The sequence below is a fragment of the Mesobacillus sp. LC4 genome, from assembly GCF_053543455.1.
Map to the genome: position 1 here is coordinate 17,847 of NZ_JBGCUB010000010.1, position 26,249 is coordinate 44,095.

General features: G+C 41.5%; 30 protein-coding genes. 9 read left to right on the forward strand and 21 right to left on the reverse strand.

Annotated features, from left to right (window positions below; translation table 11 throughout):
* Positions 1-150: 150 nt before the first annotated feature.
* On the forward strand, positions 151-1,374 hold the full coding sequence (gene ylbJ / locus AB5I83_RS21185) for a sporulation integral membrane protein YlbJ (protein ID WP_448978347.1): 1,224 nt from the start codon (positions 151-153) through the stop codon (positions 1,372-1,374).
* A gap of 17 nt (positions 1,375-1,391) precedes the next feature.
* On the opposite strand, the gene coaD is transcribed toward ylbJ, so the two are convergent.
* The 3 genes from coaD to AB5I83_RS21200 all read right to left on the reverse strand — a co-directional run bounded on the left by coaD (position 1,392) and on the right by AB5I83_RS21200 (position 4,150).
* Entirely contained in the window at positions 1,392-1,886 is a 495-nt protein-coding gene (coaD, locus tag AB5I83_RS21190; RefSeq protein ID WP_448978349.1) for a pantetheine-phosphate adenylyltransferase, read from the reverse strand.
* Positions 1,887-2,459: a 16S rRNA (guanine(966)-N(2))-methyltransferase RsmD gene (gene rsmD, locus AB5I83_RS21195; RefSeq protein ID WP_448978351.1), complete on the reverse strand. Its 573-nt coding sequence runs from the start codon at positions 2,457-2,459 to the stop codon at positions 1,887-1,889.
* A 299-nt stretch (positions 2,460-2,758) separates the two neighbouring features.
* Positions 2,759-4,150: a hypothetical protein gene (locus tag AB5I83_RS21200; protein WP_448978353.1), complete on the reverse strand. Its 1,392-nt coding sequence runs from the start codon at positions 4,148-4,150 to the stop codon at positions 2,759-2,761.
* Between the two features lie 166 nt (positions 4,151-4,316).
* Between AB5I83_RS21200 and AB5I83_RS21205 the strand changes: the two genes are divergently transcribed.
* A complete protein-coding gene (locus AB5I83_RS21205) occupies positions 4,317-4,706 on the forward strand; it encodes a DUF7147 family protein (protein ID WP_448978355.1) in 390 nt (129 codons plus the stop codon).
* 54 nt (positions 4,707-4,760) lie between these two features.
* On the opposite strand, the gene AB5I83_RS21210 is transcribed toward AB5I83_RS21205, so the two are convergent.
* The 4 genes from AB5I83_RS21210 to ylbD all read right to left on the reverse strand — a co-directional run bounded on the left by AB5I83_RS21210 (position 4,761) and on the right by ylbD (position 6,436).
* Positions 4,761-5,036: a YlbG family protein gene (locus AB5I83_RS21210; RefSeq protein ID WP_167831850.1), complete on the reverse strand. Its 276-nt coding sequence runs from the start codon at positions 5,034-5,036 to the stop codon at positions 4,761-4,763.
* A 156-nt stretch (positions 5,037-5,192) separates the two neighbouring features.
* The gene (locus tag AB5I83_RS21215) at positions 5,193-5,660 is read right to left on the reverse strand and encodes a YlbF family regulator (protein ID WP_167831851.1); all 468 of its coding nucleotides are present in this window, start codon (positions 5,658-5,660) and stop codon (positions 5,193-5,195) included.
* Positions 5,661-5,783: 123 nt separating this feature from the next.
* Positions 5,784-6,023: a YlbE-like family protein gene (locus tag AB5I83_RS21220; protein ID WP_167831852.1), complete on the reverse strand. Its 240-nt coding sequence runs from the start codon at positions 6,021-6,023 to the stop codon at positions 5,784-5,786.
* 14 nt (positions 6,024-6,037) lie between these two features.
* Entirely contained in the window at positions 6,038-6,436 is a 399-nt protein-coding gene (ylbD, locus tag AB5I83_RS21225; protein ID WP_448978357.1) for a spore coat protein YlbD, read from the reverse strand.
* A gap of 218 nt (positions 6,437-6,654) precedes the next feature.
* Here ylbD and AB5I83_RS21230 point away from each other — a divergent pair, with 218 nt between their 5' ends.
* Both AB5I83_RS21230 and AB5I83_RS21235 read left to right on the forward strand, forming a co-directional pair.
* Positions 6,655-7,146: a PaaI family thioesterase gene (locus AB5I83_RS21230; RefSeq protein WP_448978359.1), complete on the forward strand. Its 492-nt coding sequence runs from the start codon at positions 6,655-6,657 to the stop codon at positions 7,144-7,146.
* 11 nt (positions 7,147-7,157) lie between these two features.
* Positions 7,158-7,523 (forward strand): hypothetical protein, encoded by a 366-nt coding sequence (locus AB5I83_RS21235; protein WP_448978361.1) that lies wholly within the window; start codon positions 7,158-7,160, stop codon positions 7,521-7,523.
* Positions 7,524-7,571: 48 nt separating this feature from the next.
* On the opposite strand, the gene AB5I83_RS21240 is transcribed toward AB5I83_RS21235, so the two are convergent.
* Both AB5I83_RS21240 and AB5I83_RS21245 read right to left on the reverse strand, forming a co-directional pair.
* Positions 7,572-8,651, reverse strand: a complete 1,080-nt coding sequence (locus AB5I83_RS21240; RefSeq protein WP_448978430.1) for a CAP domain-containing protein — start codon at positions 8,649-8,651, stop codon at positions 7,572-7,574.
* 282 nt (positions 8,652-8,933) lie between these two features.
* Positions 8,934-9,362, reverse strand: coding sequence for a CBS domain-containing protein (locus AB5I83_RS21245; protein WP_448978362.1), 429 nt, complete (start codon positions 9,360-9,362; stop codon positions 8,934-8,936).
* Positions 9,363-9,606: 244 nt separating this feature from the next.
* Between AB5I83_RS21245 and AB5I83_RS21250 the strand changes: the two genes are divergently transcribed.
* Positions 9,607-9,966 carry a YugN family protein gene (locus AB5I83_RS21250; protein ID WP_448978364.1) on the forward strand — a complete coding sequence of 120 codons (360 nt, stop codon included), beginning with the start codon at positions 9,607-9,609 and terminating at the stop codon, positions 9,964-9,966.
* Positions 9,967-9,987: 21 nt separating this feature from the next.
* Here AB5I83_RS21250 and AB5I83_RS21255 read toward each other — a convergent pair whose 3' ends face one another.
* Positions 9,988-10,344: a hypothetical protein gene (locus AB5I83_RS21255; protein ID WP_448978366.1), complete on the reverse strand. Its 357-nt coding sequence runs from the start codon at positions 10,342-10,344 to the stop codon at positions 9,988-9,990.
* A gap of 281 nt (positions 10,345-10,625) precedes the next feature.
* Here AB5I83_RS21255 and ytvI point away from each other — a divergent pair, with 281 nt between their 5' ends.
* Positions 10,626-11,684, forward strand: a complete 1,059-nt coding sequence (gene ytvI / locus AB5I83_RS21260; protein ID WP_448978368.1) for a sporulation integral membrane protein YtvI — start codon at positions 10,626-10,628, stop codon at positions 11,682-11,684.
* 236 nt (positions 11,685-11,920) lie between these two features.
* On the opposite strand, the gene AB5I83_RS21265 is transcribed toward ytvI, so the two are convergent.
* From AB5I83_RS21265 to cyoE, 8 genes are all read right to left on the reverse strand, one after another.
* The gene (locus tag AB5I83_RS21265; RefSeq protein ID WP_448978432.1) at positions 11,921-13,105 is read right to left on the reverse strand and encodes a GNAT family N-acetyltransferase; all 1,185 of its coding nucleotides are present in this window, start codon (positions 13,103-13,105) and stop codon (positions 11,921-11,923) included.
* 98 nt (positions 13,106-13,203) lie between these two features.
* The gene (locus AB5I83_RS21270) at positions 13,204-13,668 is read right to left on the reverse strand and encodes a DUF420 domain-containing protein (RefSeq protein ID WP_448978370.1); all 465 of its coding nucleotides are present in this window, start codon (positions 13,666-13,668) and stop codon (positions 13,204-13,206) included.
* Between the two features lie 150 nt (positions 13,669-13,818).
* Positions 13,819-14,730, reverse strand: a complete 912-nt coding sequence (gene ctaG / locus AB5I83_RS21275; protein ID WP_448978372.1) for a cytochrome c oxidase assembly factor CtaG — start codon at positions 14,728-14,730, stop codon at positions 13,819-13,821.
* A gap of 152 nt (positions 14,731-14,882) precedes the next feature.
* Positions 14,883-15,218, reverse strand: a complete 336-nt coding sequence (ctaF, locus tag AB5I83_RS21280; RefSeq protein WP_226087304.1) for a cytochrome c oxidase subunit IVB — start codon at positions 15,216-15,218, stop codon at positions 14,883-14,885.
* A gap of 4 nt (positions 15,219-15,222) precedes the next feature.
* Complete coding sequence (locus AB5I83_RS21285) at positions 15,223-15,852, reverse strand: cytochrome (ubi)quinol oxidase subunit III (protein ID WP_448978374.1); 630 nt, start codon at positions 15,850-15,852, stop codon at positions 15,223-15,225.
* Positions 15,852-17,723 carry a cytochrome c oxidase subunit I gene (ctaD, locus tag AB5I83_RS21290; protein ID WP_448978376.1) on the reverse strand — a complete coding sequence of 624 codons (1,872 nt, stop codon included), beginning with the start codon at positions 17,721-17,723 and terminating at the stop codon, positions 15,852-15,854. Before ctaD ends, AB5I83_RS21285 begins: the two co-directional genes overlap by 1 nt.
* A 31-nt stretch (positions 17,724-17,754) precedes the next feature.
* Positions 17,755-18,828, reverse strand: a complete 1,074-nt coding sequence (gene coxB, locus AB5I83_RS21295) for a cytochrome c oxidase subunit II (protein ID WP_448978378.1) — start codon at positions 18,826-18,828, stop codon at positions 17,755-17,757.
* Positions 18,829-18,930: 102 nt separating this feature from the next.
* Positions 18,931-19,857, reverse strand: a complete 927-nt coding sequence (cyoE, locus tag AB5I83_RS21300) for a heme o synthase (RefSeq protein WP_167831866.1) — start codon at positions 19,855-19,857, stop codon at positions 18,931-18,933.
* 617 nt (positions 19,858-20,474) lie between these two features.
* Between cyoE and AB5I83_RS21305 the strand changes: the two genes are divergently transcribed.
* Positions 20,475-21,431, forward strand: a complete 957-nt coding sequence (locus tag AB5I83_RS21305; RefSeq protein ID WP_448978380.1) for a COX15/CtaA family protein — start codon at positions 20,475-20,477, stop codon at positions 21,429-21,431.
* 132 nt (positions 21,432-21,563) lie between these two features.
* Here AB5I83_RS21305 and AB5I83_RS21310 read toward each other — a convergent pair whose 3' ends face one another.
* Positions 21,564-22,772, reverse strand: coding sequence for an FtsW/RodA/SpoVE family cell cycle protein (locus AB5I83_RS21310; RefSeq protein ID WP_448978382.1), 1,209 nt, complete (start codon positions 22,770-22,772; stop codon positions 21,564-21,566).
* Between the two features lie 184 nt (positions 22,773-22,956).
* Positions 22,957-23,238: a YlaN family protein gene (locus AB5I83_RS21315; protein ID WP_041965554.1), complete on the reverse strand. Its 282-nt coding sequence runs from the start codon at positions 23,236-23,238 to the stop codon at positions 22,957-22,959.
* A gap of 190 nt (positions 23,239-23,428) precedes the next feature.
* Between AB5I83_RS21315 and AB5I83_RS21320 the strand changes: the two genes are divergently transcribed.
* Complete coding sequence (locus tag AB5I83_RS21320) at positions 23,429-23,929, forward strand: peptidyl-prolyl cis-trans isomerase (protein ID WP_448978384.1); 501 nt, start codon at positions 23,429-23,431, stop codon at positions 23,927-23,929.
* An 81-nt stretch (positions 23,930-24,010) separates the two neighbouring features.
* On the opposite strand, the gene AB5I83_RS21325 is transcribed toward AB5I83_RS21320, so the two are convergent.
* The gene (locus AB5I83_RS21325) at positions 24,011-25,351 is read right to left on the reverse strand and encodes a PhoH family protein (RefSeq protein ID WP_226644140.1); all 1,341 of its coding nucleotides are present in this window, start codon (positions 25,349-25,351) and stop codon (positions 24,011-24,013) included.
* A gap of 312 nt (positions 25,352-25,663) precedes the next feature.
* Here AB5I83_RS21325 and AB5I83_RS21330 point away from each other — a divergent pair, with 312 nt between their 5' ends.
* A complete protein-coding gene (locus AB5I83_RS21330) occupies positions 25,664-26,248 on the forward strand; it encodes a YhcN/YlaJ family sporulation lipoprotein (RefSeq protein WP_448978387.1) in 585 nt (194 codons plus the stop codon).
* Position 26,249 lies beyond the last annotated feature (1 nt).

Genomic DNA, 26,249 nt, shown 5'->3' on the forward strand with positions numbered 1-26,249 from the left:
CAATAACCAGGATCATAGGGCATCCTATGTGCTTAAAGGATGCACGAGCAATCGTGTTTTTAACAGGAATGCCGCTTTCTGGTGAGTTCCTTCTATTTTACCATTGATTAAAACAGTTTCACAGCATGACTGCAGGAAGGAGGATATCAGTTGCTTAAATCCAGAATAAAAACACTTTTCCTTGCAGCCTCCGTAACTTTGCTGGCTGCTTCACTCATTGCTTTTCCTCAGCAATCTTTTGATGCTTCGATAAGAGGCTTGAATATGTGGTGGGAAATTGTCTTTCCCTCACTCCTTCCTTTTTTCATCGTTTCAGAAATGCTGATCGGATTCGGTGTTGTACGCTTTATTGGTGTTTTGTTAGAACCTCTGATGCGGCCGCTGTTCAGAGTTCCCGGTGTTGGCGGTTTTGTCTGGGCAATGGGCATGGCTTCCGGTTTCCCTGCCGGTGCAAAGCTTACAGCCAGGATGCGACAGGAGGGGCAGCTGACAAAAATTGAAGCAGAAAGGCTTGTATCCTTCACAAATTCGTCCAATCCGCTATTCATTTTTGGAGCCGTCTCAGTTGGTTTTTTCTATAATGTCCAGCTCGGTGTTATTCTGGCACTGGCCCACTACCTAGGGAACATCAGCGTAGGATTGATTATGAGGTTCTATGGCAGAAACGAAGAAAATAAAACAAAGGAAAAGGAACGAAACCTTTCGATCAGAGATGCATTTGCGGCATTGCACCGGACAAGGCTAAAAGACAACCGCCCGATCGGAAAACTGCTGGGTGACGCCGTTATGTCCTCCATCCAGACATTGTTGATGATTGGCGGATTCATTATCTTATTCTCAGTCATTAATAAACTATTATTCCATCTTCACATCACAGCATTCCTGGCCGAATTTCTGGAAATCCTGCTGATGATGCTAGGCATGACGGATATGCTTAGCTTGCCTTTCATTTCCGGTTTATTCGAAATCACGCTCGGCAGCCAGATGACCAGCCAGATCCAGGAATCCACTTTGATGCATCAGGCAGTCATAACCAGCTTCATCCTTGCATTCAGTGGGTTCAGCGTCCAGGCCCAGGTCGCAAGCATCCTTGCCCAGACAGATATACGCTTCCAGCCTTTCTTTATTGCTAGAATCATTCACGGATTCTTTGCGGCCTTTTATGCTTTTATTCTATGGAAACCGGTATATGTTCGCTTTTTTGAAGATGGTCAGCCTTCTAATGCCCTCCCTGTAATGGAATACCTTACTTCAGAAGGCAGCCGCCTGGCAGAGGCACACAATATGCTTATCACGGTCGGACCGCTAATAACAATCGGCAGTTTGCTCGTTTATGTTTGGTTGCTTGGAAATCGGATATTGAAAGAAAAATAACGGGCATAATCTGCCCGTTATTCCTTATCTTCGTTTTTGAATTTTGTCAGTAAAGCTTCTTCGACCTCAGGTGGAACCAATTCGGATATTTTCCCATCATATTTTGCAACCTCTTTAACGATACTTGAACTCAAGAAAGAATACTGGTTGTTTGTCATTATGAAGAATGTCTCGATTTTATCACTCAAAACCCTGTTCATGGATGTGATTTGCATCTCATATTCAAAATCCGAAACAGCTCGCAAGCCCCTGATGATTGCATTTGCGTTGACGCTCTCTGCATAATCAACGAGCAAACCCTGAAAGGAATCTACTTTTACATTGGCGATTCCCTTTGTCACCTGTTCGATAAGTTGGATTCTTTCCTCCACAGAAAACAATGGTTTCTTTGAAGAATTATTTAAAACAACTACATAAAGCTCATCAAATACTTTTGCTGCTCTTGTAATGATATCCAAATGCCCAAGGGTAATCGGATCGAAACTGCCTGGACAAACTGCAACTCTTGCCACTTAAACTTCCCCCTCGTCTTCTGCCTCAACTTTATAGAGAGTAATCCCGATTATTCCATATTTCTCGTTTCTTGACTGGACAAGCCAACCTACCTGAGCAGGCAGGGTAATATCAGAGGCATGCTCGCAGACGATCAACCCATCCTGATGAACAAGGCCTTCTTTATCAATCAGTTCCAACAGCTTGACCAACTGCTGCTTCTTATATGGAGGATCCAAGAATATATAATCGAACTTTAGATCTCTTTTCTGAATCGCCTTCAACGCCCTGACAGCATCGTTCCGGTATACCTCGGCTTGTTCTTCCAAACCGCAGGATTTCAGGTTTTCATTAATGACATGAATTGCCTTGCCTTCTCGGTCGACAAAGATAACTTTTTCAAGGCCCCTGCTTAGAGCTTCAATTCCCAGCCCTCCGCTACCTGCGAATAAGTCAAGGCCGATTCCTCCTGAAAAATAAGGACCAATCATATTGAATAGCGATTCCTTTACTTTGTCAGTAGTAGGCCTTGTTGATGTTCCCGGTACCGCTTTCAAAACGCGCCCCTTAAATTCACCTGATACAACTCTCATATTTTGTACTCCTCAATCATTTAAGCATTTTAAACTTATGTAAATTACTCCCTTATCCTACCACACATATAAAAAATTAACCAAATAAGTGTATATCCCTTCCTAATGTGGAAATAATGATGATTAACAACATCAATTTGAGGATGTTGTTGCCAACCGCGGAGAAGACTTACGTTTCCCCATAAGTTCTTCCTCCGGTTTCTCCTCTCCCTTTGCCTTCTATCCTGTTGACAGGATATAGAAGGACCCTGCAGAAACTGCAGGGCTTTTTTTTTGCCTAAGGAATTACGCAAAAGCCATTATGATTCAAGAAAGAAGCTGTCATCATTTTCGGTAATTTCCACTTTAAAAACCCCTGGAAACCAGTACTTTTCCAGGTACCATTCGCCATTTATGTACTGAAAGGGATTCTCAAGAAGCCCAAAGCTTTGGCCATTAAGAATGAATGTCTTATCTTTTAAGTTGAAGTGATAATTCCTGGTGTCAGAAGAGAATTCCATAACAGTAAAATCAGTTCCTATGTTGGTTTTATACCCTAATGCACCCAGAGTAGGAACCAAAGGAAACAAGTGCTTATCACCTCTGACCACAACCTCCAGTTCATCGCTTTCCATTTCATTCACGATGACACTCCTTGTATCTGTGAAAAGCAATGGGTAAACTTCTTGATTTTCTTGGCGGTTCTGTAAGAAGAACTTCGTATTCATTCCTCTGATCGATGACAAGTACTCATCAAGCAAGCTGCCATCGAGATGTTCCTCTTCAGAAAAATAAGTGATAAAATCAACTGTTTCTTCTGCAGACAATGTATTTCTAAGCTCTGCAGCCATCGCCTTGCTTTTAGCATTTTCCGGTTCCTGTTTGATAACCAGTGACGCTAGAGTCTTAAGAGTGAATCCTTCCATGCCCATTTCTGTTTCAAACTTTGACGCCAATAAAGCTATGGCCATTTCCCGCTCAAGCTCTTTGTCAGTCAGCTTATTTCCAGCCAGCAAAAGCCCATTGCCCAGAACAGATCTTTGGCCATCTGTGATGACTACAGATAAATGTTGGCCAGAAAGGATTCCGAGACTGTCGAATTCATAAATAGCCTGGTCCTGCTGACTGGTATAATATTGTATTTCCTTTTGTCCGCTTAGCTTAAAAAGGGGTTTTTCCTGCCAGTATAACGAAGGATTTGAATTCACTCCTTCAAACACATAATAGTGCAGCAGCTCCGTATGCTTATAGCCCTTCAATGGTAGCCCGGCAGCCCAGGTTCCTTTGCGGTGATAGTTGTCTACAATTTCTATTCTCGACTTGGTGACCGCTGCATCCTTCAGTACAATCATCCAATCATTCAATAGAAGCGAGATCCCAGAGCCTGTTTTAATCATGTACTCAAACTGGATGTCCTTTCCCTTTGGCCATACTCCATCTTCACAAGGCTTTCCCGCTGCATCGGTGCACTTGATCTCTAAGACCTGTGCCGGAATGAGAGCCTCATATTTTCGATTCGCGTCAAGACCTTGAATAGTCTGTTTTACCCGGAGATGATTCGCCTCAACCTTCACCGAAGCAATAATCGATAACTCTTCCTTTGGTTCAGCTGGTTTGTCGCTGTCTTTTGAATATACATGCCACTGCCAAAAAACGGCTGCGCAAATAATGATCAATAATCCTGATATCATCAAGATGGATACTTTTTTCATTGTCTGACTCCCCAATCTCTTCTACTAATAAAATATCAAAAACAATAGACGAGGGTAAGATAAACTTTAAAATTTATAAAAGAAGTCGAGTCTGACAAACGCTTCAATTTTTTTGCCACAAATGGTAAAGTATGAAGGAATGAAAAGTTGGAAGGGGTAATTCAGATTGATTCAGCGCTTTATAGAGCTAGGAGAAGGATATTCCGATCTTTACGAACTAATAGAAACTGCCAGGGCAAACCAGCATCGACTGATGCACTTAATGGCGATCCATACAAAAATAAATGAAAAAGAGGTAAGCTCCCTTGTCGTTGTGCTCAAACCAACAGATCCAGGGAAATTCCAGGCCCTTTACGTATGCAGAGAAGGCATTCCAAACCCTCATGTCTTGAATAACAAACGCTTCGACATGTTTGCGGAACTCGCCTCTGAACTTGGGAAAACAATCATTGAATTTGATGCAAAGCCATCAACAATGTTCCCCGAAAAAGAATTGTATTATCAGCACCTCATAGGCATTTTAAGGCTGAACCACTATATTCCACCTTTGCAATAGTAGAGTGGAAAATAAAAAGGTGAGGGAATCCCCTCACCTTTTACTATTTTGTTTCTATATTCCCATCTTATAGTCATATTCTTTTGCTTTATCAGGGGATGAGTTTTCGAATTCCATCTTTAAGAATGGTTTATAGGAAGGTTCCACCTTTTTAACAAACGAATATGAATTGATTTTCTCCATCAGCGACTCTGCCTCATCAAGATTGCAATATATTACTGCATATTTCAATTTTTTCGAGACAAAATGAACATTTCCAAATCTTCTAAGCATCTTGGCTTGTTTTAATGAATACAGCCAGACGATGATTCCCTGCCTCTGTCCTATCATATTCTTTTTCCCCTTCGGTAAACGTTTGCTTTGTACTAGTCTAGCATACAAAAACCAGTTTTTTCAATCATCAATCATATTAAACGTGGCATTGAACCTAAACAAAGCTAAAATCAAAAGAAAAAAGCATGGATCATCCATGCTTTTTGTACCGATCTAAGCAGAGCACCCACAGCTTCCTCCGCTGCCACAGCCGCCTCCGCAAGAGCTCTCGAAGAATGGATTGCCGGTAGGAACCTTCACGCTATCCGAAACTGATCTGCCGATGATGACGCTAACCTCATCAAGCATATTTTGCAAATCATTTTCCGCTTTTTTGAATTCGGCAATAACCTCATCCATATCCAGGTCTCTTTTCACTATCCTGATCTGTCCCATGACTTCCTTATAGTCAGGATGGTACTTCCCGAAACGCTGAACCTCTTCATAGCGCTCCTTCATGTCCACAAAGTCCCGAACCTTCCTCTTTGTCTCCGGATTATTCTTCACCTTATATAAACATTCCCGATAATATTCGGCAATATCTGATTGTAAAATCATGCTGACTAACTGTTCAGCTTCTTCCAACAATAGTACTCTTTCTGATGTAACAGCAAGCAATGCTGGCTCACCTCCGAACCTCATTTTACCATGAAACTGCCAGAAATGCTAAACTTTCCGTCCAGCACCAACCGAAGGACCTTACATGCCTGCTTGTTTTACTTTCTAAAAGCAAACAAAGCTTTCCTCATTCAGAAGAAAGCTTGTTCAAGATTGGGAATTCATGCTTGAGAACATATGCATCATCATGGACGCCATCTGGATATTATTGGAGAACTTTTGAACCTTATGAGGGATCGTCTTTTCAAAATGATGCAGTGCCGCGATCTCTGCAGAATAAATATCCCTGGGATCCCTGCTCAGTTTCCTGTACCAGTGTGGCTGAGACCGCACGAACTCAATCAATTCTTTATTCGACCGCAATTGCTCCATGACATCTTTGCGCATTTTTAGCCTCCGTTCTAATCCTGCCTGAAGGAGAAAGGATTTGAAGGTCCTGAACTATTCGATGGCTTCTGTCCGCCTTTGCTTCCCTGGAACTGAGAAAGCACACCCTGGATTGCTCCGAGTGCCTGGCTTATATTATGGATTTGTCCTTGAACCTGTTCGGGATCCATATTTTTAACAGCCCCCATGATCGTCCCTAACCAATCCGTTTTCTTTTCCTTTTCTTCGCTTTTTTCGTCCTTTTCATTACTGCTCTTGTTCCATTTTGGGTCATCCTCGCCCAGCAGGTACCAATCCTCGTACATCTCCTGCCAGGTCGTATTGCCTTTCCTGACTTCCTGCACGAGCTCTGGATGGCTCTTCACAAATTCCTTGAACTTCTCAACAGAGGGATGAAGTTTCTTTTTGGCCATAGCTTTCACCTCACAGTGTAACAAATGCCTATAATAGCATATGAGAACCATCATTTTTGGTGAATCCTTGCTTGCATGTGAATCTGCTTGCTTTTAGCTTCATCTACCTTTTTTAAAGTGTTAAAATAAAAAACAGAATAAGAAGGTGGCTTTTTTAAGATAATTTTATTGATTTAAAATCTAAGGAACAGAGCCATTCAGAAAGAGGTAATAATATAGTGGAAAAAGAATTGCAGCAGCTATTAGACGAATGCATCTCGATATCAGGCGAGCAGGAGCTTGAAGCACTTAAAACGGTACTTTCAGGAGTGAAAAATAAACTTAGCGGTAAAAACAGCACGTATATTGACGGTCTCCTGCATATGGATAGGAGGCTCGATCATGAAACTTGCGAAATTGATATTCCAATTACAAATGTACTCGATAATACACTCGGCATAGTTCATGGCGGCTTCACTGCCACGATCCTCGACACGGCGATGGGCACATTAGCAAATAAACTGCTTCCAGAAGGCTACGCAGCTGTCACATCACAAATAAACATCCATTACCTTGCACCAGGAATCGGCGACAATCTCCATTGTAAAGCGACGCTGATCCATCAAGGCAGAAGCACCATCGTCCTAGAAGCCGATGTATTCAGGTCTGATGGCAAAAAAATCGCGCATTCATCCGGCAGCTTTTTCGTTGTAAAAAAACAGCATAAATAGGGTGATCAATAATGGTTACAGCAATTGTGATTCCAATTGTCCTTGCTTATTTTTACTGGTTGACGAAGAAAGAAATGCAAGCGAATTTCCAGGAATGGATCCAACTTGAAAACAGTCCTGAGGAAGCGATCGTAAGCGGAAAAATCATCGAGGTTACGGAATATAAAGAGCGGTTTTATTATCATCGATATAACCATATTATCGTTTTGAAAATCAACACTGGCTCAAAGGAATTGACTGTAAAAAAAGTGACACCATTAAGGAAGGGAGCCATTCCTCCTCTTTATACCGAAGGAGAAATGGTCCATTTATATGGTAATTGGAAACAGGGTTTCTTCTCAGTCAACAGGACAATCAAGCAAAACGAAAGAGCATGACCTGGTGCATGCTCTTTTGCTATCTTATGGATGAATGTAAAATGGCCATTACTGTTGTGGTTCTTCCCACATTTTCAAAAAGTTCTGGGTATAGTGCCTTTGATATACCCCTACACCAAGATGCGTAAATTCTTCGTTTAATAATGCCTCACGGTGGGATTCACTATTCAGCCAGCCTTCGACAACGGCTGGTCCATCTGTATAGTTAGCTGCAATGTTTTCGCCAGCTAATTGATATAAAATCTCTGCCGCTTTAAGCCTTTCAGATAAATCCCCGTACTTGTCTGACTCATGCGAGAAATAATCTTCAATCGCCATATCCTTGCTATGTGCATAAGCCACTTCTGCTGTCTTTTCATCCCATTCAAGCATCGGAAGGCCATGCCTTATTCTGATCGCATTCGAAATATCCAAGATCTGTTTTTCAAGGCCAGCTTCAATCCTGATCCAATCACCTTCCGATAGCACTGGCGGTTCTATCAAACTTCCCCTGTATACCATTTCATATGGACGCTGCTTAACGATTGTTTCTTTGTCCATATACCGGATGCTCGAAACAGAACTAGTGAATTTATCAATATAGAGCTGTACAAAGTACTCTCCCATTTTTATTATAGGACGGGTGTTCATATCTTGCTCGGAAAGCTCGAACTTATAGGAGCTTCCATTATATTCGAATGTTACATCTGGCTCAATAACGTTCATGGAGAAAATTTCCTCAATGCGCTGGCCAATTTTAAATGGCTGTACATTGACTGAAGGTCCAATGCCATAAGCCGTCACGACCTTTCCATTCAAGACACCAGCCTGGATATATTCATCAGGGTCATTGTTAAAGATCCACCAATGAAAGCCATAGGCTGATAGGTCAACTCTCGATGGGTCACCTAAGGTCTCTTTAAGAGAGTCGATATCCTTTCCTAACAAGGAACCGACACCTTGTGATGGCTGCTCAATTCCCTCACTGATACTTTGTTCACTTATGTCCTTTTTGAGGGATTCATCTACTTTAGGAGTCGACTTCTGTTCGATTACCAATTCATCATTATCTTCCTTGTTATATCCCATGTATAAACCAATAAGTAAAAAAATTGCAGCAAAAATTAAAATCCTTACAATCGTTCGCAGGTAGATCCCCCCTTTTTGACAATCGCCAGTACTCTTTTGTGAGTCAAAAGACACGATTCTCTCTCTATCACTATATGAATGTTTTTTGAAATTATTATATCATTTATAGCGATGTTTTTAATAGAAGTCTTCTATAGGCAAAAAAAATTATATCCTTTAACTTGTTTGACCTATTCCTAACATACCGTTTGTTCAATGTAAAATCAAACAACAAAATTCCAGAGAACAGCAGATCACCAGGCTTGTTAATGACAAAAAGGCACCCAATATGAGTGCCTTAGATTATTGCATATGATTTCCCGGCTCTGATATTTCTGATAGAGCGTGCTGGGCCTGTTCGTCTGTCATTTCATCTACAGCAAAGTCTCCTAAAGCGACAATCCCTACTAGTGTATCTCCTTCGACTACTGGCAGCCTTCTTATTTGGTGTTCCGCCATTAGTCTGGATGCGTCTTTGATCGTCATATCAGGTGTGGCTGTGACAAGGTGGTCACTCATGACACTTTCCACCTTTGAAGACGGTGGATGTTTCTCTGCTATTCCTCTAATGACTATGTCCCTGTCGGTAATCATGCCTACGAGCTTATCCTCGTCTACAATTGGAATGGATCCAACATTCCATTCCTTCATTTTGACTGCCACTTCGAATACATTATCCAGCAAACTACAGGTTTCAACATCGCTAGTCATGATATCACTAATTTTACGCACTATTTTTCCTCCTTAAGAATCAAAGCTTAATCTCACTGTTAGGGTAGCCCGTATGATGTTAATTATGCCCTAAATTACATAAATAAATCTTATTTCCCCGTATATTACCTTTGATAGCAGAACGGAAAGCTAAGAAATTCACTTTTATATTCATTGCAACTTAATCATATTTTTACTATTATTAAATTTGAGATATAATCTTTATTAGGCGATATTACTGTAGTGTGTTTTAGGAGGGAAAAGGATGAAATTCGAAAATACAGGTATTGAAAATCTGAAAGCGGACTTGAACCGTCTTGATGAGGTTATGTTAGAACACGGTCTGGTACGTGAAGGACAATGGGACTATGAGAGAGTAACCTATGACAAAAAGCTAGTGGTCAAAGAAGGAACGTTTTATCTGCGTGTCCAAGGCTATGTCCACGAGGGAGATGTTGGTGCACATAAAGCGATCATTCAATTGATGAATCCTTTACTAGGAAAACATTATTATCCACATGGCGTTGAGTATGGGGAAGGCGAGCAATTCCCGAAAGCACTTGTCAGCCAATGCGAAAAGCTTTTAAAAGATGTAAAAGCTGAAGTAGAAACATTCGCGATTTAATTACAATGAAAAAAGACGCAATCATTGCGTCTTTTTTACATTCAGGCCCGTAATGAAGAGATCAATCTTCTTGGGCATAATAGAAGTTAGGAGCACAATCTCCTCTTCTATGTTTTTCTGAAGCTTCATTGCATTAAGAAGAATCGGATATTCTCCTGCTATAGTGTCAACATATACTTTTATTTTCACAATTCCCTGTTCAAGTTCAACGAAGACCCCATTATCAGCGAATGAGTTTCTTCGTAATCGAGAAATACTGGCCTTTACCTTAGACTGGTGAAAAAAAGGACTGTCATTTATATTGGCATGGACAATCGCACAGACCGCACGGCATACCTCTCTAAATTCCAGAGGCATGACTTTTCTAGACTCCTTCATTTCCTCACCCCTCTATAAGGTTGCGGAACCCGATTTTCAACGGCATAAAAATGAACTTAACTTTCAAACGTTCATTTACAGGACCATTCTGTTTAAAAATCAACAAAGTTTACAAAAACACATGGATAATAGCGGATTTTTGTTGTTTCTTATATTAAATGCGTACTATAATTTAAGTGTTAAGGAATTTTTTGCGCTTTTTTACAATTAAGGCTTAGTTGCCCTTAATACAATGCTTTTTAGAGGTATATACTCATCAGGAGTATAGAAAGGAGTTTCACTTGTCCGGTATTTTCACTAAACGCACGATCATAATTGCATTAATCACCATCTTAGTTGCAGCAATTCTCTACATTATCCTGCCGGTATCCATCCCGTTGATTGCTGCTTTGATCACTGCCCTTTTTCTTGAGCCTGCAGTCTTATACTTCCAGAAAAGATTCAAAAGCGGACGGCGCCTGGCAGTCTTGACAGTTTTCCTCCTCTTCGTATTGCTCATTGTGGTCGCTGGCTATTTCCTGACTACGACGGCAGTCACCGAGGCAATTGACTTGATTGATAATACTCCAGTCTATATAAATGAAATCACAAATGCCTGGTATAAGGCCGAAAATAGTTTTGTTGAAGCGGCCAATGACCTTCCAAGGGAAGTAGTTACTGAAATCAGCAACCGCGCTGAAGACTTTCTCAATAAACTCAAGAATGATATGATCGCATTTATCAATATAGATAATTTGAAGGCCTTGCTGACCTACATCCCGAATTTCCTGATCAGCTTCCTGGTTTATTTGATTGCCCTGTTTCTCTTCTTGCTGGAACTGCCATCATTAAGGAAGGGTGTTTACAGCCATTTGACAGAAAGAACTGCTGACAAAGTCCATTTCATGACTTCACGACTTTCTTACGTTGTATTTGGATTTTTGAAAGCCCAATTTCTAGTAAGCGTGATTATCTTTATCGTTGCACTAATTGGGTTGCTTTTCATCACACCAGAATACGCCATTGTGATGTCCGCGGTGATCTGGTTGATTGATTTTATCCCGTTGATTGGCTCAATCGTCATTCTGGCGCCATGGTCCATCTTCCACCTCGCCACAGGAAATATCGCTCTTGGATCACAACTTGCTGTACTGGCAGTCATTTTGCTGATCATCAGGCGGACTGTGGAACCAAAAGTAATGGGCAGCCATATCGGCCTTTCTCCATTGTCTACCCTGATTGCCATGTATCTTGGCCTTAAGCTGTTTGGTTTCATGGGTTTCGTCATCGGACCATTGCTATTAATAGGATTCAATTCAGCAAAAGAAGCTGGCATCATTAAATTTAAATTCAAGATTTAAGCATGAACAAAAAGCGCAAGCGCCTTGGTCATCCCCGACAAGCGCTGGAGGGCCGACCGGTGAAGTCGTTCTTTGACTTCATTGGGCGGACCGAAGCGTCTCGAGGGGCTAGGCGCTGGAGCTGGATTAAGATACCAATATGGAGTTATCTGAACAATAATACTTCTACAATTTCCTATACTATACGAAAAACCCCGGGTGGCTTGATACCCGGGGTTTGTTGCATTAGTAGAGAATCAGAAAAAATCATAGAAGAATGGCTTGAACGCTGGTATAGCCTGCTCGAGCTCCTTTACTTCATCAATGTTTCCCTTGAGGAGTTCCAATTCATATAATTCAAGTGGACGTTTATAGCCGAATAACAAAGCAGTTAAGCTGTTGATGTTCAAGTGCAATCCGCGCTTCGGAGCTGTTACGCAGGTTCCCCCCTCTTTGACAGGATAAAATTTAACCCCTTCCTGCCCTATTATATAAGTCCCTGCATTCCATGGAGCAGCAGCGTCATCCAGATGGATGAAGACATTCTTCCCAGCATCCACGTTGCTGAAGGGATATGTCGATAATGCTTTTTCAGCATTCACGATCCGGCCCATGAAATATGGATAGATTTCAGTCTTGAGCTTAGGCTCCTTCAAAAAATATGGAAAGGGGTCATGGATGGATGTCAAGATTTCTACACGTTCTACCATTGAATCATGCTGGCAAATAAAATTCCATAGCGCTTTTCTCGCTTCGTGAGATAAAGAAACATATTCCTCGACCTTCATTACATTGTCTTTAATCTCATATAACAGGTATCCTGCGGCTTCATTTTCAGAATCATAATACACAGCAGCTGTTTGGTCCCCATATATGCTCCTGCTCCACCATTCAGTATCCCTTGCAAGCATAGCCGTATGCCTTTCTGCATAGCGTTCATACACCCTTTCGATATCAGAAGAGTGTCTTTCCTCTGTATGTCGCTTAATAATGCCCTTTTTTGCATCTACCTGTTTTAAATCCGACTTCTCAATTGTAATCTTTCTATTGTCTGAAATAATCTCCCAGCCAAATCTTCTATAAAAGTCAATCTGGAATGGGTGAAGGAATGAGACAACGTTTCCTTCTTGATTCATATCCTTTAATGCCCTTTTCATCAGTGCGTTTACATGCCCTTTACGTCTATGCTCAGGATACGTGGCTACACCAGCAATTCCGCCCATTTTCCAATCTATCTGTCCAAGCTTCACTTTCAGAGAAAGAATATGCAATTTGGACGCTAGCTCTTCTCCCTCAAAAATCCCAAGCAAATGATGTTTCTTTAACGTTTCCAGACGTTTCGGAATATCACTTTCCGGTACTTTATATTGGAAAGCGTACATTGATAACTTCATTGACTCCATATAATGTTTTTCGGATAAAACTTTAATATCCAGGTGAATCTCCCCCTTTTATACACCCTATTAGATTCGCCTGCTTAAAGTGGAATACCTTCTAAAAACAGAAAAAACATTGCTATAAGCAATGTTTTTAAAGTCTGCTAGGTTCCAAGTATGGCCTTGATGACTGAAGTTGTTTCTCCGCCTTCATAAAACACATAAAGCAGCAAATAAACAGCCACACCAGTAATTCCGGTGAAAAACCAGGTAACACTAGTCACAGGTCCAAGTTTGCGATGCCGCTCCAGCCTGTTTTTATATCCCGTGTAAAGTGAAATGATTCCAAGAACCGCTCCAATAGTAGCAAGTGTGATATGGAAAATCAAGAACAGTGTGTAATAAATCTTGATATCCTCCGGTCCTCCAAAGGAAGTATTTCCAATAAAGATTGTCCTAGATGCATAGATGACAAAGAATATGATCGCGAAAATCCCTGCCAGCGTCATGGTTTTGCGGTGTTGGTCAATTTTTCTTTGTTTAATTTGGGCCCAGCCAATTGCCACTGTAATCGCACTTAAAACAATAAAAGTTGTGCTGATTGTTGGCAGGATCGGTAAGTTAGACATGTATGTTTACCTCTCAATCATTATTTCTCCATAAGGTTAATTGTAGGTGACCTGTCTCTTTTTTTCAATATTTGATTGCATATAAGTGATAAATTTTCTTGCAGAGAAAAAAATGAAAGCTCCCCAAAAAGGAAGCTTTTAAAAATCCATTTATTTGACCGGCTGTGGTGCGCTGGCAAGATTGATCGCATCCTGCTCAGCCTGGCGATCTTCTTCATTACGGAACCATTGGAAGAACGCATATCCCAGGAAAATACCATAAACAATTTCCTGAATAACCTTCATGATTACTCCGCCAAGCTGCTGGTCATGCAGCAGTGAAATAGAACTGAACGTTTCGGGACCGCTGAGATTTAAACTCGATAACATTGTAGGCGGAACACATAATTTCAAAGCCTCACCCCATGCATTAGGGTCGGAGAAAGTTGCGTACATAGGTGTATCGGCAAAGATGATCAGAGCGCATGCTGGTGTGATCAGTACACCGTCAGCAAAGATATATCCCATTTTCTTAATACCTGATAAAGTCTGATACTCTTCCAATTTATTGACGAGCGGCCACCACATGAACATCGCAAGCACAAATAACACCGATGTATAGGCAGCATGGAGCCACATATCCGTTTTTACAAAGTCAAAAATCAGCGGGATATGATAAATAGAGAATATCCCATTGAACAAAATCAAGGCAATCAAGGGCTTTGTAAAAAAGCGGAACAGAGGATCGACTATCGGCAGCGATAGCATCGATCTCCAAAGCCAGTCAGGTAAGCCAAAAATCAAAAGAGGCGGTACAACAAGGTATAGGACTGCCATCTGAATCATGTGCATATAAAATGTGATATGTGCCATCAAATCAACTGGCGACCCTTTAATTATATACAGCACAATGATTGCAGAGGTAAAGTACATAGCCTGTTTACGTGTTGCAGGCATACCTTCCTTGAAACGATCATAGTACTTGAAGACAACTAGATAGTAGGCAACTAATAGCGCTGCCATCACAAGAAAATACATCGGACTCCATAGTGCCCTGAACCCAAATATATCTAGAGTAAGCATCGTTTTTTTCACCCCGTCCTGTTTAAGAACTTTACTTTCATTATACTTCCAAAGGAAAGGCACTTCAATATAACGGCTTTGCCATTAATTGTTAGCATACTCACTTACAAAGAAAAAATCGGCTTATAGGCCGATTTTTTCTTTCTGTCATATTACCACCAGATAATTGTTGTGAAAGCAAGAATTGTTACTGCTCCTACAACAACACCAGAATATAGGAACAAAGAAGGTGCTTCGTGTCCCTTATGGCTCATGTGCATGAAGTAATAAAGCTGGAAGATTACCTGGATCACAGCCAGCAGAAGGATGAACGGAACTGTGAACCAGCCTGAGAATCCTTCATATCCAACTGCAACAAAGGCAACAATTGTCAAGAAAATCATCAATGCAAAGGAAACGATTTGGTATCTCATCTCTTCGGCGCTTTTCTTGCGACGATATTCGACGTCTACTCTTGGGTTCCCTGAACTTGGTTGTTGATTAGCCATCAGTTTATCCCACCATTCCCATTAGATATACAACCGTGAAGATGAATACCCATACAACGTCGATGAAGTGCCAGTAAAGGCTGGCAACATAGAACTTAGGAGCGTTGTACAGATTCAATCCACGCTTGGAGTTACGGACCATCAATGTAATGATCCAAGCAAGACCAAATGCAACGTGACCACCGTGGAAACCGACTAGTGTGTAGAAGGCTGAACCAAATGCACTGCTAGTGAATGTGTGGCCAAACTTGTGTACATAGTGATTGAACTCATAAATCTCAAGCCCAAGGAAAGCCGCGCCAAGGGCTACAGTCAAGCCTAACCAAAGCTGCATCTTCTTAAAATTGAAGTTTTTCATATGGTACATAGCATATACACTTGTCAAAGAGCTTGTTAAAAGTAGCATTGTCGCTGCAAACGCCAGCGGTATTTCAAAGATATCCTTGGCAAGTGCATGGTCAGCACTAGGCACCTTATCTTTCAATGCTAGATAAGTTGCGAACAGAGTCGCAAACAATACTGTCTCTCCGCCAAGGAAGAACCAGAAGCCCAAAAACTTGTTCTTTGCTTCGAGGGTTGCTTTTTCAGGCTCCGCAGGCCATGTTTCATAAGTGAATTTTTCTTCAGCTTGCATTATGCCTTTGCCCCCTTATCATTATCATCGTCCATTAAATCTTCTTTATGAATATGGAATCCATGATCATCTTTAATAGAGCGTACGAACATCGCTCCTAAAGTTACTGCCATACCGAGGATGAGTACAAGTAGTCCCCAGCTTGTTTCTGCACGGTACATTGCACCGAATGCTGCGATGAAAAGACCAAGTGAGATAACGAAAGGAATGAAAGAATTATTCGGCATATGGATATCGCCAAGCGGTTCCGCAGGCGTCATGCCATTCTTGCCTTCCATTTTTTCCAGCCAGTAAGCATCAAGTCCGCGTACAAGTGGAAGCTGCTTGAAGTTGTAGAATGGCGGTGGTGATGCAATCGCCCACTCTAATGTACGGCCATCGCCCCATGGGTCGTTTCCAACTTTTTCATTTTTAACTTGTGTCATGATGACGTTAATTAATAGAACGATCGTTGCAACTGCCATGAAGATGGCACCAACTGAACTGATCAAGTTTCCAGTTTCAAGTCCCTGTCCAGGAAGGAAAGTGAAGATACGACGTGGCATACCCATCAATCCAAGGAAGTGCTGGATGAAGAACGTCATGTGGAAACCAATTAGGAATAACCAGAAAGTAACTTTGCCCAATTTTTCGCTCAGCATTGTGCCGAACATTTTTGGCCAGTACAAGTGCGCACCAGCAAATAGGGCAAATACTACACCACCGACGATAACGTAGTGGAAGTGAGCGACAACGAAATAGCTGTCGTGGTACTGATAGTCAGCTGCAGCGGATGCAAGCATGACACCTGTTACCCCACCAGCAACGAATGATGGAATGAAGGCAACAGCCCAAAGCATCGGAGTAGTGAACTTGATGCTTCCTCCCCACATCGTGAACATCCAGTTAAAGATCTTGATACCTGTCGGAACGGCAATCGCCATTGTCGCTACTGCGAAAATCGCGTTTGCAATCGGTCCAAGACCAGTTGTGAACATGTGGTGAGCCCATACCATGAATCCAAGGAAACCGATCAATACGGTTGCAAACACCATGGATGAGTAACCAAAAAGACGTTTTCTAGAGAAAATCGCAAATATTTCTGAGAAAATACCGAATGCCGGCAAGATCAAGATATAAACTTCCGGGTGGCCAAAGATCCAGAATAGGTGTTCCCAGATGATTGTGTTACCACCGTTTGCTACATCAAAGAAATTCGAACCAAACATACGATCAAAAATCATTAAGAAGAGGCCAACAGTCAGCGGTGGGAATGCGAACAGGATTAGCGCAGATGTTACGAATGTTGCCCAAGTGAACATTGGCATCCTCATATAAGTCATTCCCGGGGCACGCATATTGACGATCGTTACGAGGAAGTTAATCCCCCCGATTAGTGTACCCGCACCGGATATCTGCAAACCGAGTGCATAAAAATCGATACCGTGTGTTTCAGACGCAATTGCTAGAGAAGCGTATGAAGTCCAACCAGCATCCGGAGCTCCACCGAGGAACCATGAAAGGTTCAGGAATACTCCACCAAAGAAAAATAACCAAAATCCTAAAGAGTTCAAGAATGGAAATGCTACGTCACGCGCTCCAATCTGAAGCGGCATAACAGCATTCATGAATGCAAATACAAGCGGCATCGCTGCAAGGAAAATCATCGTTGTTCCATGCATTGTCAGGATTTCATTATAAAAACCCGCGCTTACGAAATCATTGTTAGGTACAGCTAGCTGAATACGGATGAATAATGCTTCTAGTCCGCCAAGGATGAAGAAGAATCCGCCAGCAATTAGATAAAGGATTGCGATTTTTTTATGGTCAACCGTTGTCAGGTAGTCCCATAAAGTTGCGCCAAATCCCTTTTTCTGAGCATAGGTACTCACAGTTTTACCTCCCTTTCAAACAAATCCCCAATTATTTCTGGACTTTTAAGCCCATCAGATATTCTGTTAATGCATCTAGTTCTTCAGGTGAAAGCTCAGGATACTTGCCAGTCATCTTATTTGCAGGCTTGTATGCTTCTGGGTCTTCCAACCACTTTTTCAGGTTCTCTGGAGTATGATCAAGAACACCAGCAATACGAGAACGTTCGCCGAAATTCGTCAAGTTAGGGCCAACACGAGCTGCTTCTGGAGCCGTGTTTGCTGGAGTAACAGCGTGACATCCAATACAGCTGTTGTTGAAGATTTCCTGTCCCTGCTGTGCAGTTGCAGTTTCAGCCTTTACAGGTTCTTTTACTCCTTGCATGTCGGCTACCCATTGATCGAATTCAGCGCGTGGCAATGCTTTTACTTTGAAGTCCATCAATGCGTGTGCAGGTCCGCAAAGCTCAGCACATTTTCCGTAGAAAAGCCCGCCTGCTTCATCGGCTCCTTTACTATCGAACTCGAGCCAGAATTTGTTGATGTTATCCGTATTGGTATCCATCTTTCCTCCAACAGAAGGAATCCAGAAAGAGTGTTTTACATCAGAAGCCTTAAGATTAAAGTAAACCTTTTCATCAGTAGGGACTACTAAATCCTGGCTGGTGACGATCTCTTCATTTGGATACTCAAATTCCCACCAATAAAGATTCGCGCGCACGTTAACTACAAGCGCATCTGTCTTTCCTTCAGCGTTTTTCTTTTCCATAGGGGAAACATCTGCAAGCTTAAATGTTGCAGCAACCGTTGGAACAGCAAGAATAAGAAGCAATAAGATCGGAATAACAGTCCAAAGAATTTCCAGCTTGTGGCTTCCTTCTACCTGCTTAGGTATTTCGTTGTCGTTCTTCCTGCGGAATTTCGTGACAACATAGATAAAAATGATTGTGACGACAGCAATTACTCCCACCATAATCGCCGTGCTCAACAACATAAGTTCATACTGGGATTGAGCAACTTCACCTGCTGGTCTTAATGTAGACAGGTATGGCTCACCACAGCCGGACAAGACTAATGCCATCAATGTGAACAATGACAGCAGACGCCATTTAGCAAGCATCTTCATAGCTTAATTAAACCCCTCTTTCGTAAAAAATCTTATAAATTTTTGTTGTAAAAATATATGGAAAAATCCTCTCTCATCAAAGAGTGAATCTCCTAACAAAGGTTAAATGAGTGTGACAATTACCATAGCGACAAACATGACCGTTAAGTATTGTAAAGAATATACAAACATCAGTTTTGCCCATTTTATATCATCTTTAAGCTTTTCAAGGTAGATTCCCAAAACAAGCCATCCAATATTCAGGATTGTCGCCAGAACCATGAATGAGATTCCGAGCTCCTGAAGGAAGAATGGAAGCGGCAATAATGCTGTAATCCATAGGTAAATCGATCTCTTCGTCGCTTTGAATCCTTTTACGACAGGAAGCATCGGGATTCCAGCTGCGCGGTATTCTTCTGCCCTTCTCATCGCCAGAGCATAAAAATGCGGCGGCTGCCATACAAAAACGATGGCAAAAAGCATCCAGGCCATGACATCAAGGTTTGCGTCAACTGCAGCCCAACCAATTAATGGCGGTACTGCTCCTGAAATACTTCCGACAATCGTGTTGGAAACATACTGTCTCTTTGACCACAATGTATACAGAACAACATAACTAAAAACTCCGAACAGGCCAATTACAGCAGCCGTAACGGTAGTCGTAAGCAAAAACGCGGTCCCAATCCCTATCAAAAGAAAGCTCATCAATGCCACTTTTCCTGGTTGGACTTTCCCTGTGACAGTCGGCCTGTCTTTCGTCCGCTCCATTAAATGGTCGATATCCCGGTCGATGTAGTTATTCAAGCTGCAAGAACCAGCGACGATCAGCGAGGAGCCAATCAATGTCGCAAGAATCAGATCAATATTATCCAGGAAGCGCGCTCCGCTAAAATGAAGTGCTAACCATAATCCAGTAAACGTGGTCATGGCATTGGAATTAACAATTCCTACTTTAATGAGTGCAAGAAAGTCTTTCATCATCGTTCTCTCCACGACTGCCGGCTGTCCGTTTTCTAATACAGCTTCTGATAAAGCTTTTGAATTAGACATCCATATCCTCCTTCATCCCTTTTCCTTCAAAATTCCAGAGACGAAATTTTTACAAAAAAAAGAAGAGTATTTGTAATTTATATTCCGGATAGTTTTCACTATTCTCAACGTGTTAAGGCTGTTAAATGTTTGTGTAGAAAAATAAGGCCTACGTTGTATATTAAATCACACTTCACAACTTTTTTGTGAATTTTTTTTGAACAAAATTTGACTAATTTGTGTCTTACCGCCATTATCCATAAAGTTTATTTTTATTGCAAGGAATTTTGACTTGATATTTGGAGAATGTTTGAAGACCTTCAATTTTTCATTTTTACATATTCTTGGATAATATTTTCATGTTTGTAAAATCGCTGGTATGTAATTCCATTATTGAAAGCAACTTGGTGCTGCCATGTGCATTTTACCTAGAAAACCGATTGTTGTCCAACTATAATAGTAAGTATTGAATTATTACCTATTATTGTGTAGTATCTTAAGTATTGTTTTCTATCCTTTTTCGTCAAAATTCGTTATTATAGGGGTAGAATTTTTTCTTTTCTACAAGCTTCTTCCATTATACATGTCAAGTTTATTATTTGACAACTTATCGAACTTTGAATAAGCAGGTGATGAATATGAATCGTTCCCTCAAGTGGCTGGCTGTTTTAACCACGATTGGGATGCTTTTTGTTTTGCTCGGGGGAGCTTTGGTTACCAAAACTGAATCAGGAATGGGTTGTGGGAAGTCCTGGCCGCTATGTAACGGGGAATTCGTTCCTACTGATATAACTCCGGAATTGGTAATAGAACTTGCCCACAGGTTAGTTTCAGGCAGCGTAGGCATTATGGTACTCATATTGTCCATCTGGACTTGGAAGGCTATCGGGCATATACGCGAAACGAAGTTTTTGGCCGTTTTATCTTTCTTCTTCCTGGTTCTACAGGCATTGATCGGTGCTGCCGCTGTCGTTTGGGGCCAATCTGACTTTGTCCTGGCACTGCACTTCGGTATATCACTCATTTCTTTTGCCGCTGTACTTTTATTGACGTTGCTTATATTTGAGGTCGATCAAAAGTTTCAAGCTGAAAAGCTGGTAATCGATAAAAGGATGAGATTCCATATAATCGGACTTGCTGTTTACAGCTATATCGTCGTTTATACTGGAGCCCTGGTCAGACATATGGATGCAAGTTTAGTCTGCAAGGACTGGCCACTATGTACGAATGGAGGAGCATTCCTCCCGACAAATATATACGAGTGGGTACAGATGGGACACAGAGCTGCGGCTGGATTCATTTTTATTTGGGTCGCTTATGTTACCTATATCGCTGTCAAACATTACAAGCATGAAAAAGTTTTGTATTGGGGATGGATCATATCGATGATTCTCGTGTCCCTCCAGGTCATAGCAGGTGCTTTGATTATCTACACAAGGCTGAATCTTTACATCGCCCTGGGACATGCATTCTTCATATCTGTTCTCTTTGGTGTCTTTAGCTACTTTATTCTTCTTGTTTCCAGAAGCAAGAAGAATGCCGCAAGAGTCCAAAACCCTAAACCAGTTGAACTTTCCCCGGCAACAGTGAAATAAAAAAGCTGCAGCAGATGCTGCAGCTTTTTTTATGGCTCTTTTTGCAAGCTTTGTTGCTTCATTAATCAAATTTTTCATGAGCGTTTATCAAAATCATTATTCCGAATCCACCGTGTAAAAGACCCATATGGCTTAAGATCTGAACTTGAAGGTACTCGTGTTTACCACAGCTGGTGAAGCCTTTGGCTGTGGAGCCTTGTCCTTTTTATATTTCTCTTCGTAGTTAACAAACATTGAAACATTCACCAGGATTCCCGTTGCTATGGCAAGCTGTAACAAGGAAGATCCTCCATAACTGACAAATGGCAGCGGTACACCCGTGAGCGGAATGACCCCAGAAGCTCCCCCTAGATTAACAAATGATTGAATACCAATCATACTTGCAATCCCGATTGCCAGTAAACTCCCAAAAGGATCCTTGCACTTAAGTCCAATATGGATTCCTTTCAAAACGATGAATGCCAGACTAAGCAATACAAATCCTACACCAAAAATACCTAATTCCTCCGAGATGATCGCGATAATGAAATCAGTGTGCGGCTCTGGCAAATATCCAAGCTTCTGGACACTTTCCCCTAGGCCCAAACCCTTCAAACCGCCTGAACCAATAGCATAATAAGAATTAGCTAGATGATAGCCTGTATTTTGTTCATCTGTAAAAGGGTTGCTGTAAGCAGTAAACCTTCCTACCCTTGTTTCAGAAAAGATTTCATCCTGAAGAAACAGTATAAAAGGAGCGAGGAATGCGAGTCCAAATAATATCAGTTTGGCGATATTTTTCAAGTTCATTCCTGAAGAAATAATAATCGTTGAGGCAATAGCAAAAATGATTGCCGCAGTTCCGAAGTCAGGCTGAATCGCGACCAGCATACACACTAAAATCAAGTAGACAAGAGGCGGTACAACCCCTTTGTTGAACTCGTTTATGTAGGCTTGCTTTTTAGCGTATACGGCTGATAGATAGATGATTACACTTAATTTCGCAAACTCTGACGGCTGCAAGCTTCTAGCGCCCAATTCGAACCAGCTCAATGCATTGTTCGTCACTTTCCCGAACAAAAACAATGCGCCCAATCCACCCAGGATAAAAGCTACCATTAACATTAAAACCTTTGTGTTTTTCATTGCCTTGTAAGGGAACAACGCGGCTAAAACAAATAGGAATGTTGCAAGAAGTAAGTTGAACTTTTGTTTTTGGAAGAAAAAATCGCTAGGATAATCATACCTTTGGATGGCAGTGACCATGCTGGCACTGTAAACCATGACAAGGCCGAACAAGCACAAGAGCGCAACAACAATGATCAATGAATAGTCATAGGATTTCAGTATTTTTTTTAACATCGTCTCTTCCCCATCTTCTAAGTTGTTTAATCTATTCTACTATAAGTTGAAATATCCTGCCTTTGTTTAAGGAAAAGTTATGGAAATGTAAAATAGTCATACCTTTGTTAAGGTTAAATCACGAATCATAAAAGACCCACAAAAAAACTCAAACATTCATTGAGATTGTTTGAGTTTTTAGGATTTATTTTTTTAACGAAGCCTCATGCAAAATGGAAAGCTCTTGTTCCAGCTGGTCAAGAATTACTTTTCCATCTGATTCTTCGATTAAGCCGAGTCTTACTGCAAAATCTATCTCTCTTGATAATCCAAACATTTGCGTATCTAAAACCTCTTCATAAAGAGGGCATTGAGGCATTGTAAGGTTATCCATTTGCACTTTGATCAGCTTTAAAATTTTATCAGCGTCAGCCTTTAATAAGGCATGGGCTTTTTCCTGATGGTTGATTATCATATCAGACGCCAACTTGATCCCCCCGTTTCCGAGCGATTACCCAATCCTATCTATAAATTTTACCCTTAAGTCGACAAAAAAGCAAGAATATTAGGCATGCAGAAATAAAGGTTTCTGCGCTATGGATAAGTTCAAATGACAACTTGCTAAAATATCGTTATACTGAATAAATAATTATTATGTAAAAATTCAGGAGGAAATTATGGAGACAATCATCCCTATTACAGGTAAAGTCAAATACAAAATCACCCTGGATCCTGGTGTCTGGATTTTCGACGACCGTAAAGTAGACTTGAATACATATTTCAGTGCAGAACAGAAGGCTGATGATGCACTTGAGGAGTATACGAAATCTGTTTCAAAACATTGGGACCGTGAAATTATGGAGGGTGCTGTCTATCCGCCAACACTTAAGACAGAAGTGAAGTATGAGAAGGAAAAAGTGCTGACAGGCACTTTCGGCATTCCCTTCAAGCCATTTCTAGTTAATGCCGAACCAGATCAGACTGCGAAGACAGTTATAATTGAGTATGGTGATAATGCTCAGGCAGCACTTCCTCTGGAAGAAGCCACTCGGATCATCCTCGGCTTTTCCAAAGACGGCAAGCCTCTAAAAGAAGACGGACCATTGCATGTCTATTATCAGGATGGCTCCAATAAGGACAATCCGATCAAGAATGTTACCGGATTCAAAGTGGAATAAGTTATAAAGGCACTTCCAACGGGCATCATCCTGATGCCCGTTTATTATTGCCTCTTCCCTTGAATTTCTTCTTGAAAGTTTTTAATTCAGTAGATCGGCTGCTAGCTGGGCAAGAGGTGAACGTTCTCCTTTAACGAGCCGCACATGACCGGCAATCTGCTGGTCCTTGAATTTTTCCACCACATAAGTCAAGCCATTATTGTAGGCGTCCAGGTATGGATGGTCAATCTGGTCAGGGTCGCCCATCAAGACGATTTTACTTCGTTCCCCCACCCTTGTGAGGATCGTCTTCACCTCATGCTTTGTCAGGTTCTGTGCTTCGTCAATAATAATGAATTGATCTGGTATGCTCCGTCCCCTGATATACGTTAACGCTTCTACCTCGATTGAACCCATTCCAGCGAGGATGGCATCAAGTTCGCCAGGTTTTTTTGTGTTGAATAGAAATTCAAGATTATCATAAATAGGCTGCATCCATGGTCTTAGCTTTTCCTCTTTTTCACCAGGCAAGAAGCCAAGATCCTTCCCTACAGGCACGATTGGCCGAGCAACAAGCAGCTTTTTAAATATGCCCAGATCTTCCGTCTGAAGAAGTCCAGATGCCAAAGCGAGCAAAGTTTTCCCCGTTCCGGCACGCCCTATCAAGGTGATTAAAGGCATGTCTTGCCGCAAAAGCAGTTCCATCGCCATGATTTGCTGCACATTTCTCGGCTTGATTCCCCAAATGTGCTTCCCTTCATGTTCAAAAACAAGTTTTTTCACTTTTTTATTTTTTGTATCGACCATACCAATTGCCGATGCAGAACTGCCCAGTATATCCTTCATGATGACAAACTGATTGGGGTAAAGGAAGTTTTGCCCTTTTAAATCAGAGATATTCAATTCTCCTTTTTCATAAAAACGATTGATTTCTTCTATTTCTAAGTACACTTCGGCATAGCCCGAATACAGATGGTTAATTTCTACCACCCTGTCACTTAAAAAATCTTCTGCAATCAGCCCGATGGCATCTGCTTTGACACGGACAAGCGCGTCCTTACTGACAAGAATCACGGGGCGCCCATCTTCCTTCGTTTCTTCTTCCAGACTCAGATTCTTAGCTACCGCCAGTATTCGATTGTCATTTGTTTTTTCAACAAAGATTTCCTGGAGTTGATGGAAGGATCGATGGTTCAATTCAATTCTTAGCGTTCCACCGCCCTCAAGATTGATTTTCTCATGCAGCTTACCTGTCTCCCTCATGCCATCTATAAGCCTTGAAACCTGGCGTGCATTACGCCCAATCTCATCCATATATCTTTTCTTTGAATCCACTTCCTCCAGAACTACAGCAGGTATGACAACTTCATTGTCTTGAAAGGAAAAGATCGCGTGCGGATCCTGTAGTAAGACGTTTGTATCCAGTACGTATATTTTACTCAAATTGATGCCTCCCGCCTTATTGATCTCGACTCTGGCCAACTTGGCAGCCTTGGCCGGGACTTTGGTAAAATATATGACTTTTTGAATAAAGATAGAAGATATTTTGCACAATAACATTTGAGCATTTCTTTTTAATACCTTCTGCCATAGACTCTGCAGCCTTTTGCATTCTCACTTGAGGGCCCTTCCTATTAGGGTACCGCTGAGAAAAAGTCACAGGAAAATGTCGGGATAAGAAAATGCCTTCTATATTTTCATTCATAACTGTGTATTCATGACTTTTTACAAATAAATAATCGGAGGGGTTCATTGATGATAAGATTGTTTACTGCAATCTCGATTGTATTGCTTTTGACTGCGTGCAATGGACAGAACAATGCAAACACAGATGACAAAGATCATAAGGTCAAGGTCCAGAATAGTGTCATTGAAAACGTGGACCGCCAATCTGGCCAGAAAATCTCCCGCCATCTGGTGAATTTGACCACTCACATCCCGAATGTTGACGACGCTGCTGCTGTAGTAGTTGGACGTTATGCGATCGTTGGAATTGACGTAAATGATAAGATGGAAAGGTCTGAAGTAGACACTGTTAAATATACAGTGGCCGAAGCTTTAAAAAAAGATCCGCACGGTGCTAGGGCAGTCGTGCTTGCGGACCCTGATATCACAGCGAGATTGAGGGAGATATCAGAGGATATACAGAACGGACAGCCAATTCAGGGAATCATGAACGAGCTTTCAGACATAACTGGAAGAGTGATGCCAGAGGTTCCTGCAGACATGATTGAACCTCAGACAAAAAGCCCTACTGAAGACCCAAAGAAAAAACTCAACGAGGATGAACAAAAAGATTTGGAGAAGAAACAGGAAAAACAATCCAACTACCATAAATGAG

Bases quoted from the DNA above. Each gene is read 5' to 3' on its own strand.
- AB5I83_RS21330 (WP_448978387.1), top strand. From the start codon at position 25,664: ATGATAAGATTGTTTACTGCAATCTCGATTGTATTGCTTTTGACTGCG.
- AB5I83_RS21270 (WP_448978370.1), bottom strand. From the start codon at position 13,668: ATGTCTAACTTACCGATCCTGCCAACAATCAGCACAACTTTTATTGTT.
- AB5I83_RS21220 (WP_167831852.1), bottom strand. From the start codon at position 6,023: ATGCGCAAAGATGTCATGGAGCAATTGCGGTCGAATAAAGAATTGATT.
- AB5I83_RS21215 (WP_167831851.1), bottom strand. From the start codon at position 5,660: ATGAGGTTCGGAGGTGAGCCAGCATTGCTTGCTGTTACATCAGAAAGA.
- cyoE (WP_167831866.1), bottom strand. From the start codon at position 19,857: ATGTCTAATTCAAAAGCTTTATCAGAAGCTGTATTAGAAAACGGACAG.
- coxB (WP_448978378.1), bottom strand. From the start codon at position 18,828: ATGAAGATGCTTGCTAAATGGCGTCTGCTGTCATTGTTCACATTGATG.
- AB5I83_RS21305 (WP_448978380.1), top strand. From the start codon at position 20,475: ATGAATCGTTCCCTCAAGTGGCTGGCTGTTTTAACCACGATTGGGATG.
- ctaF (WP_226087304.1), bottom strand. From the start codon at position 15,218: ATGGCTAATCAACAACCAAGTTCAGGGAACCCAAGAGTAGACGTCGAA.
- rsmD (WP_448978351.1), bottom strand. From the start codon at position 2,459: ATGAGAGTTGTATCAGGTGAATTTAAGGGGCGCGTTTTGAAAGCGGTA.
- ylbD (WP_448978357.1), bottom strand. From the start codon at position 6,436: ATGGCCAAAAAGAAACTTCATCCCTCTGTTGAGAAGTTCAAGGAATTT.
- AB5I83_RS21200 (WP_448978353.1), bottom strand. From the start codon at position 4,150: ATGAAAAAAGTATCCATCTTGATGATATCAGGATTATTGATCATTATT.
- AB5I83_RS21255 (WP_448978366.1), bottom strand. From the start codon at position 10,344: ATGAAGGAGTCTAGAAAAGTCATGCCTCTGGAATTTAGAGAGGTATGC.
- AB5I83_RS21250 (WP_448978364.1), top strand. From the start codon at position 9,607: ATGAAATTCGAAAATACAGGTATTGAAAATCTGAAAGCGGACTTGAAC.
- ctaG (WP_448978372.1), bottom strand. From the start codon at position 14,730: ATGCTTACTCTAGATATATTTGGGTTCAGGGCACTATGGAGTCCGATG.
- AB5I83_RS21210 (WP_167831850.1), bottom strand. From the start codon at position 5,036: ATGATAGGACAGAGGCAGGGAATCATCGTCTGGCTGTATTCATTAAAA.
- AB5I83_RS21320 (WP_448978384.1), top strand. From the start codon at position 23,429: ATGGAGACAATCATCCCTATTACAGGTAAAGTCAAATACAAAATCACC.
- AB5I83_RS21285 (WP_448978374.1), bottom strand. From the start codon at position 15,852: ATGCAAGCTGAAGAAAAATTCACTTATGAAACATGGCCTGCGGAGCCT.
- AB5I83_RS21235 (WP_448978361.1), top strand. From the start codon at position 7,158: ATGGTTACAGCAATTGTGATTCCAATTGTCCTTGCTTATTTTTACTGG.
- AB5I83_RS21310 (WP_448978382.1), bottom strand. From the start codon at position 22,772: ATGTTAAAAAAAATACTGAAATCCTATGACTATTCATTGATCATTGTT.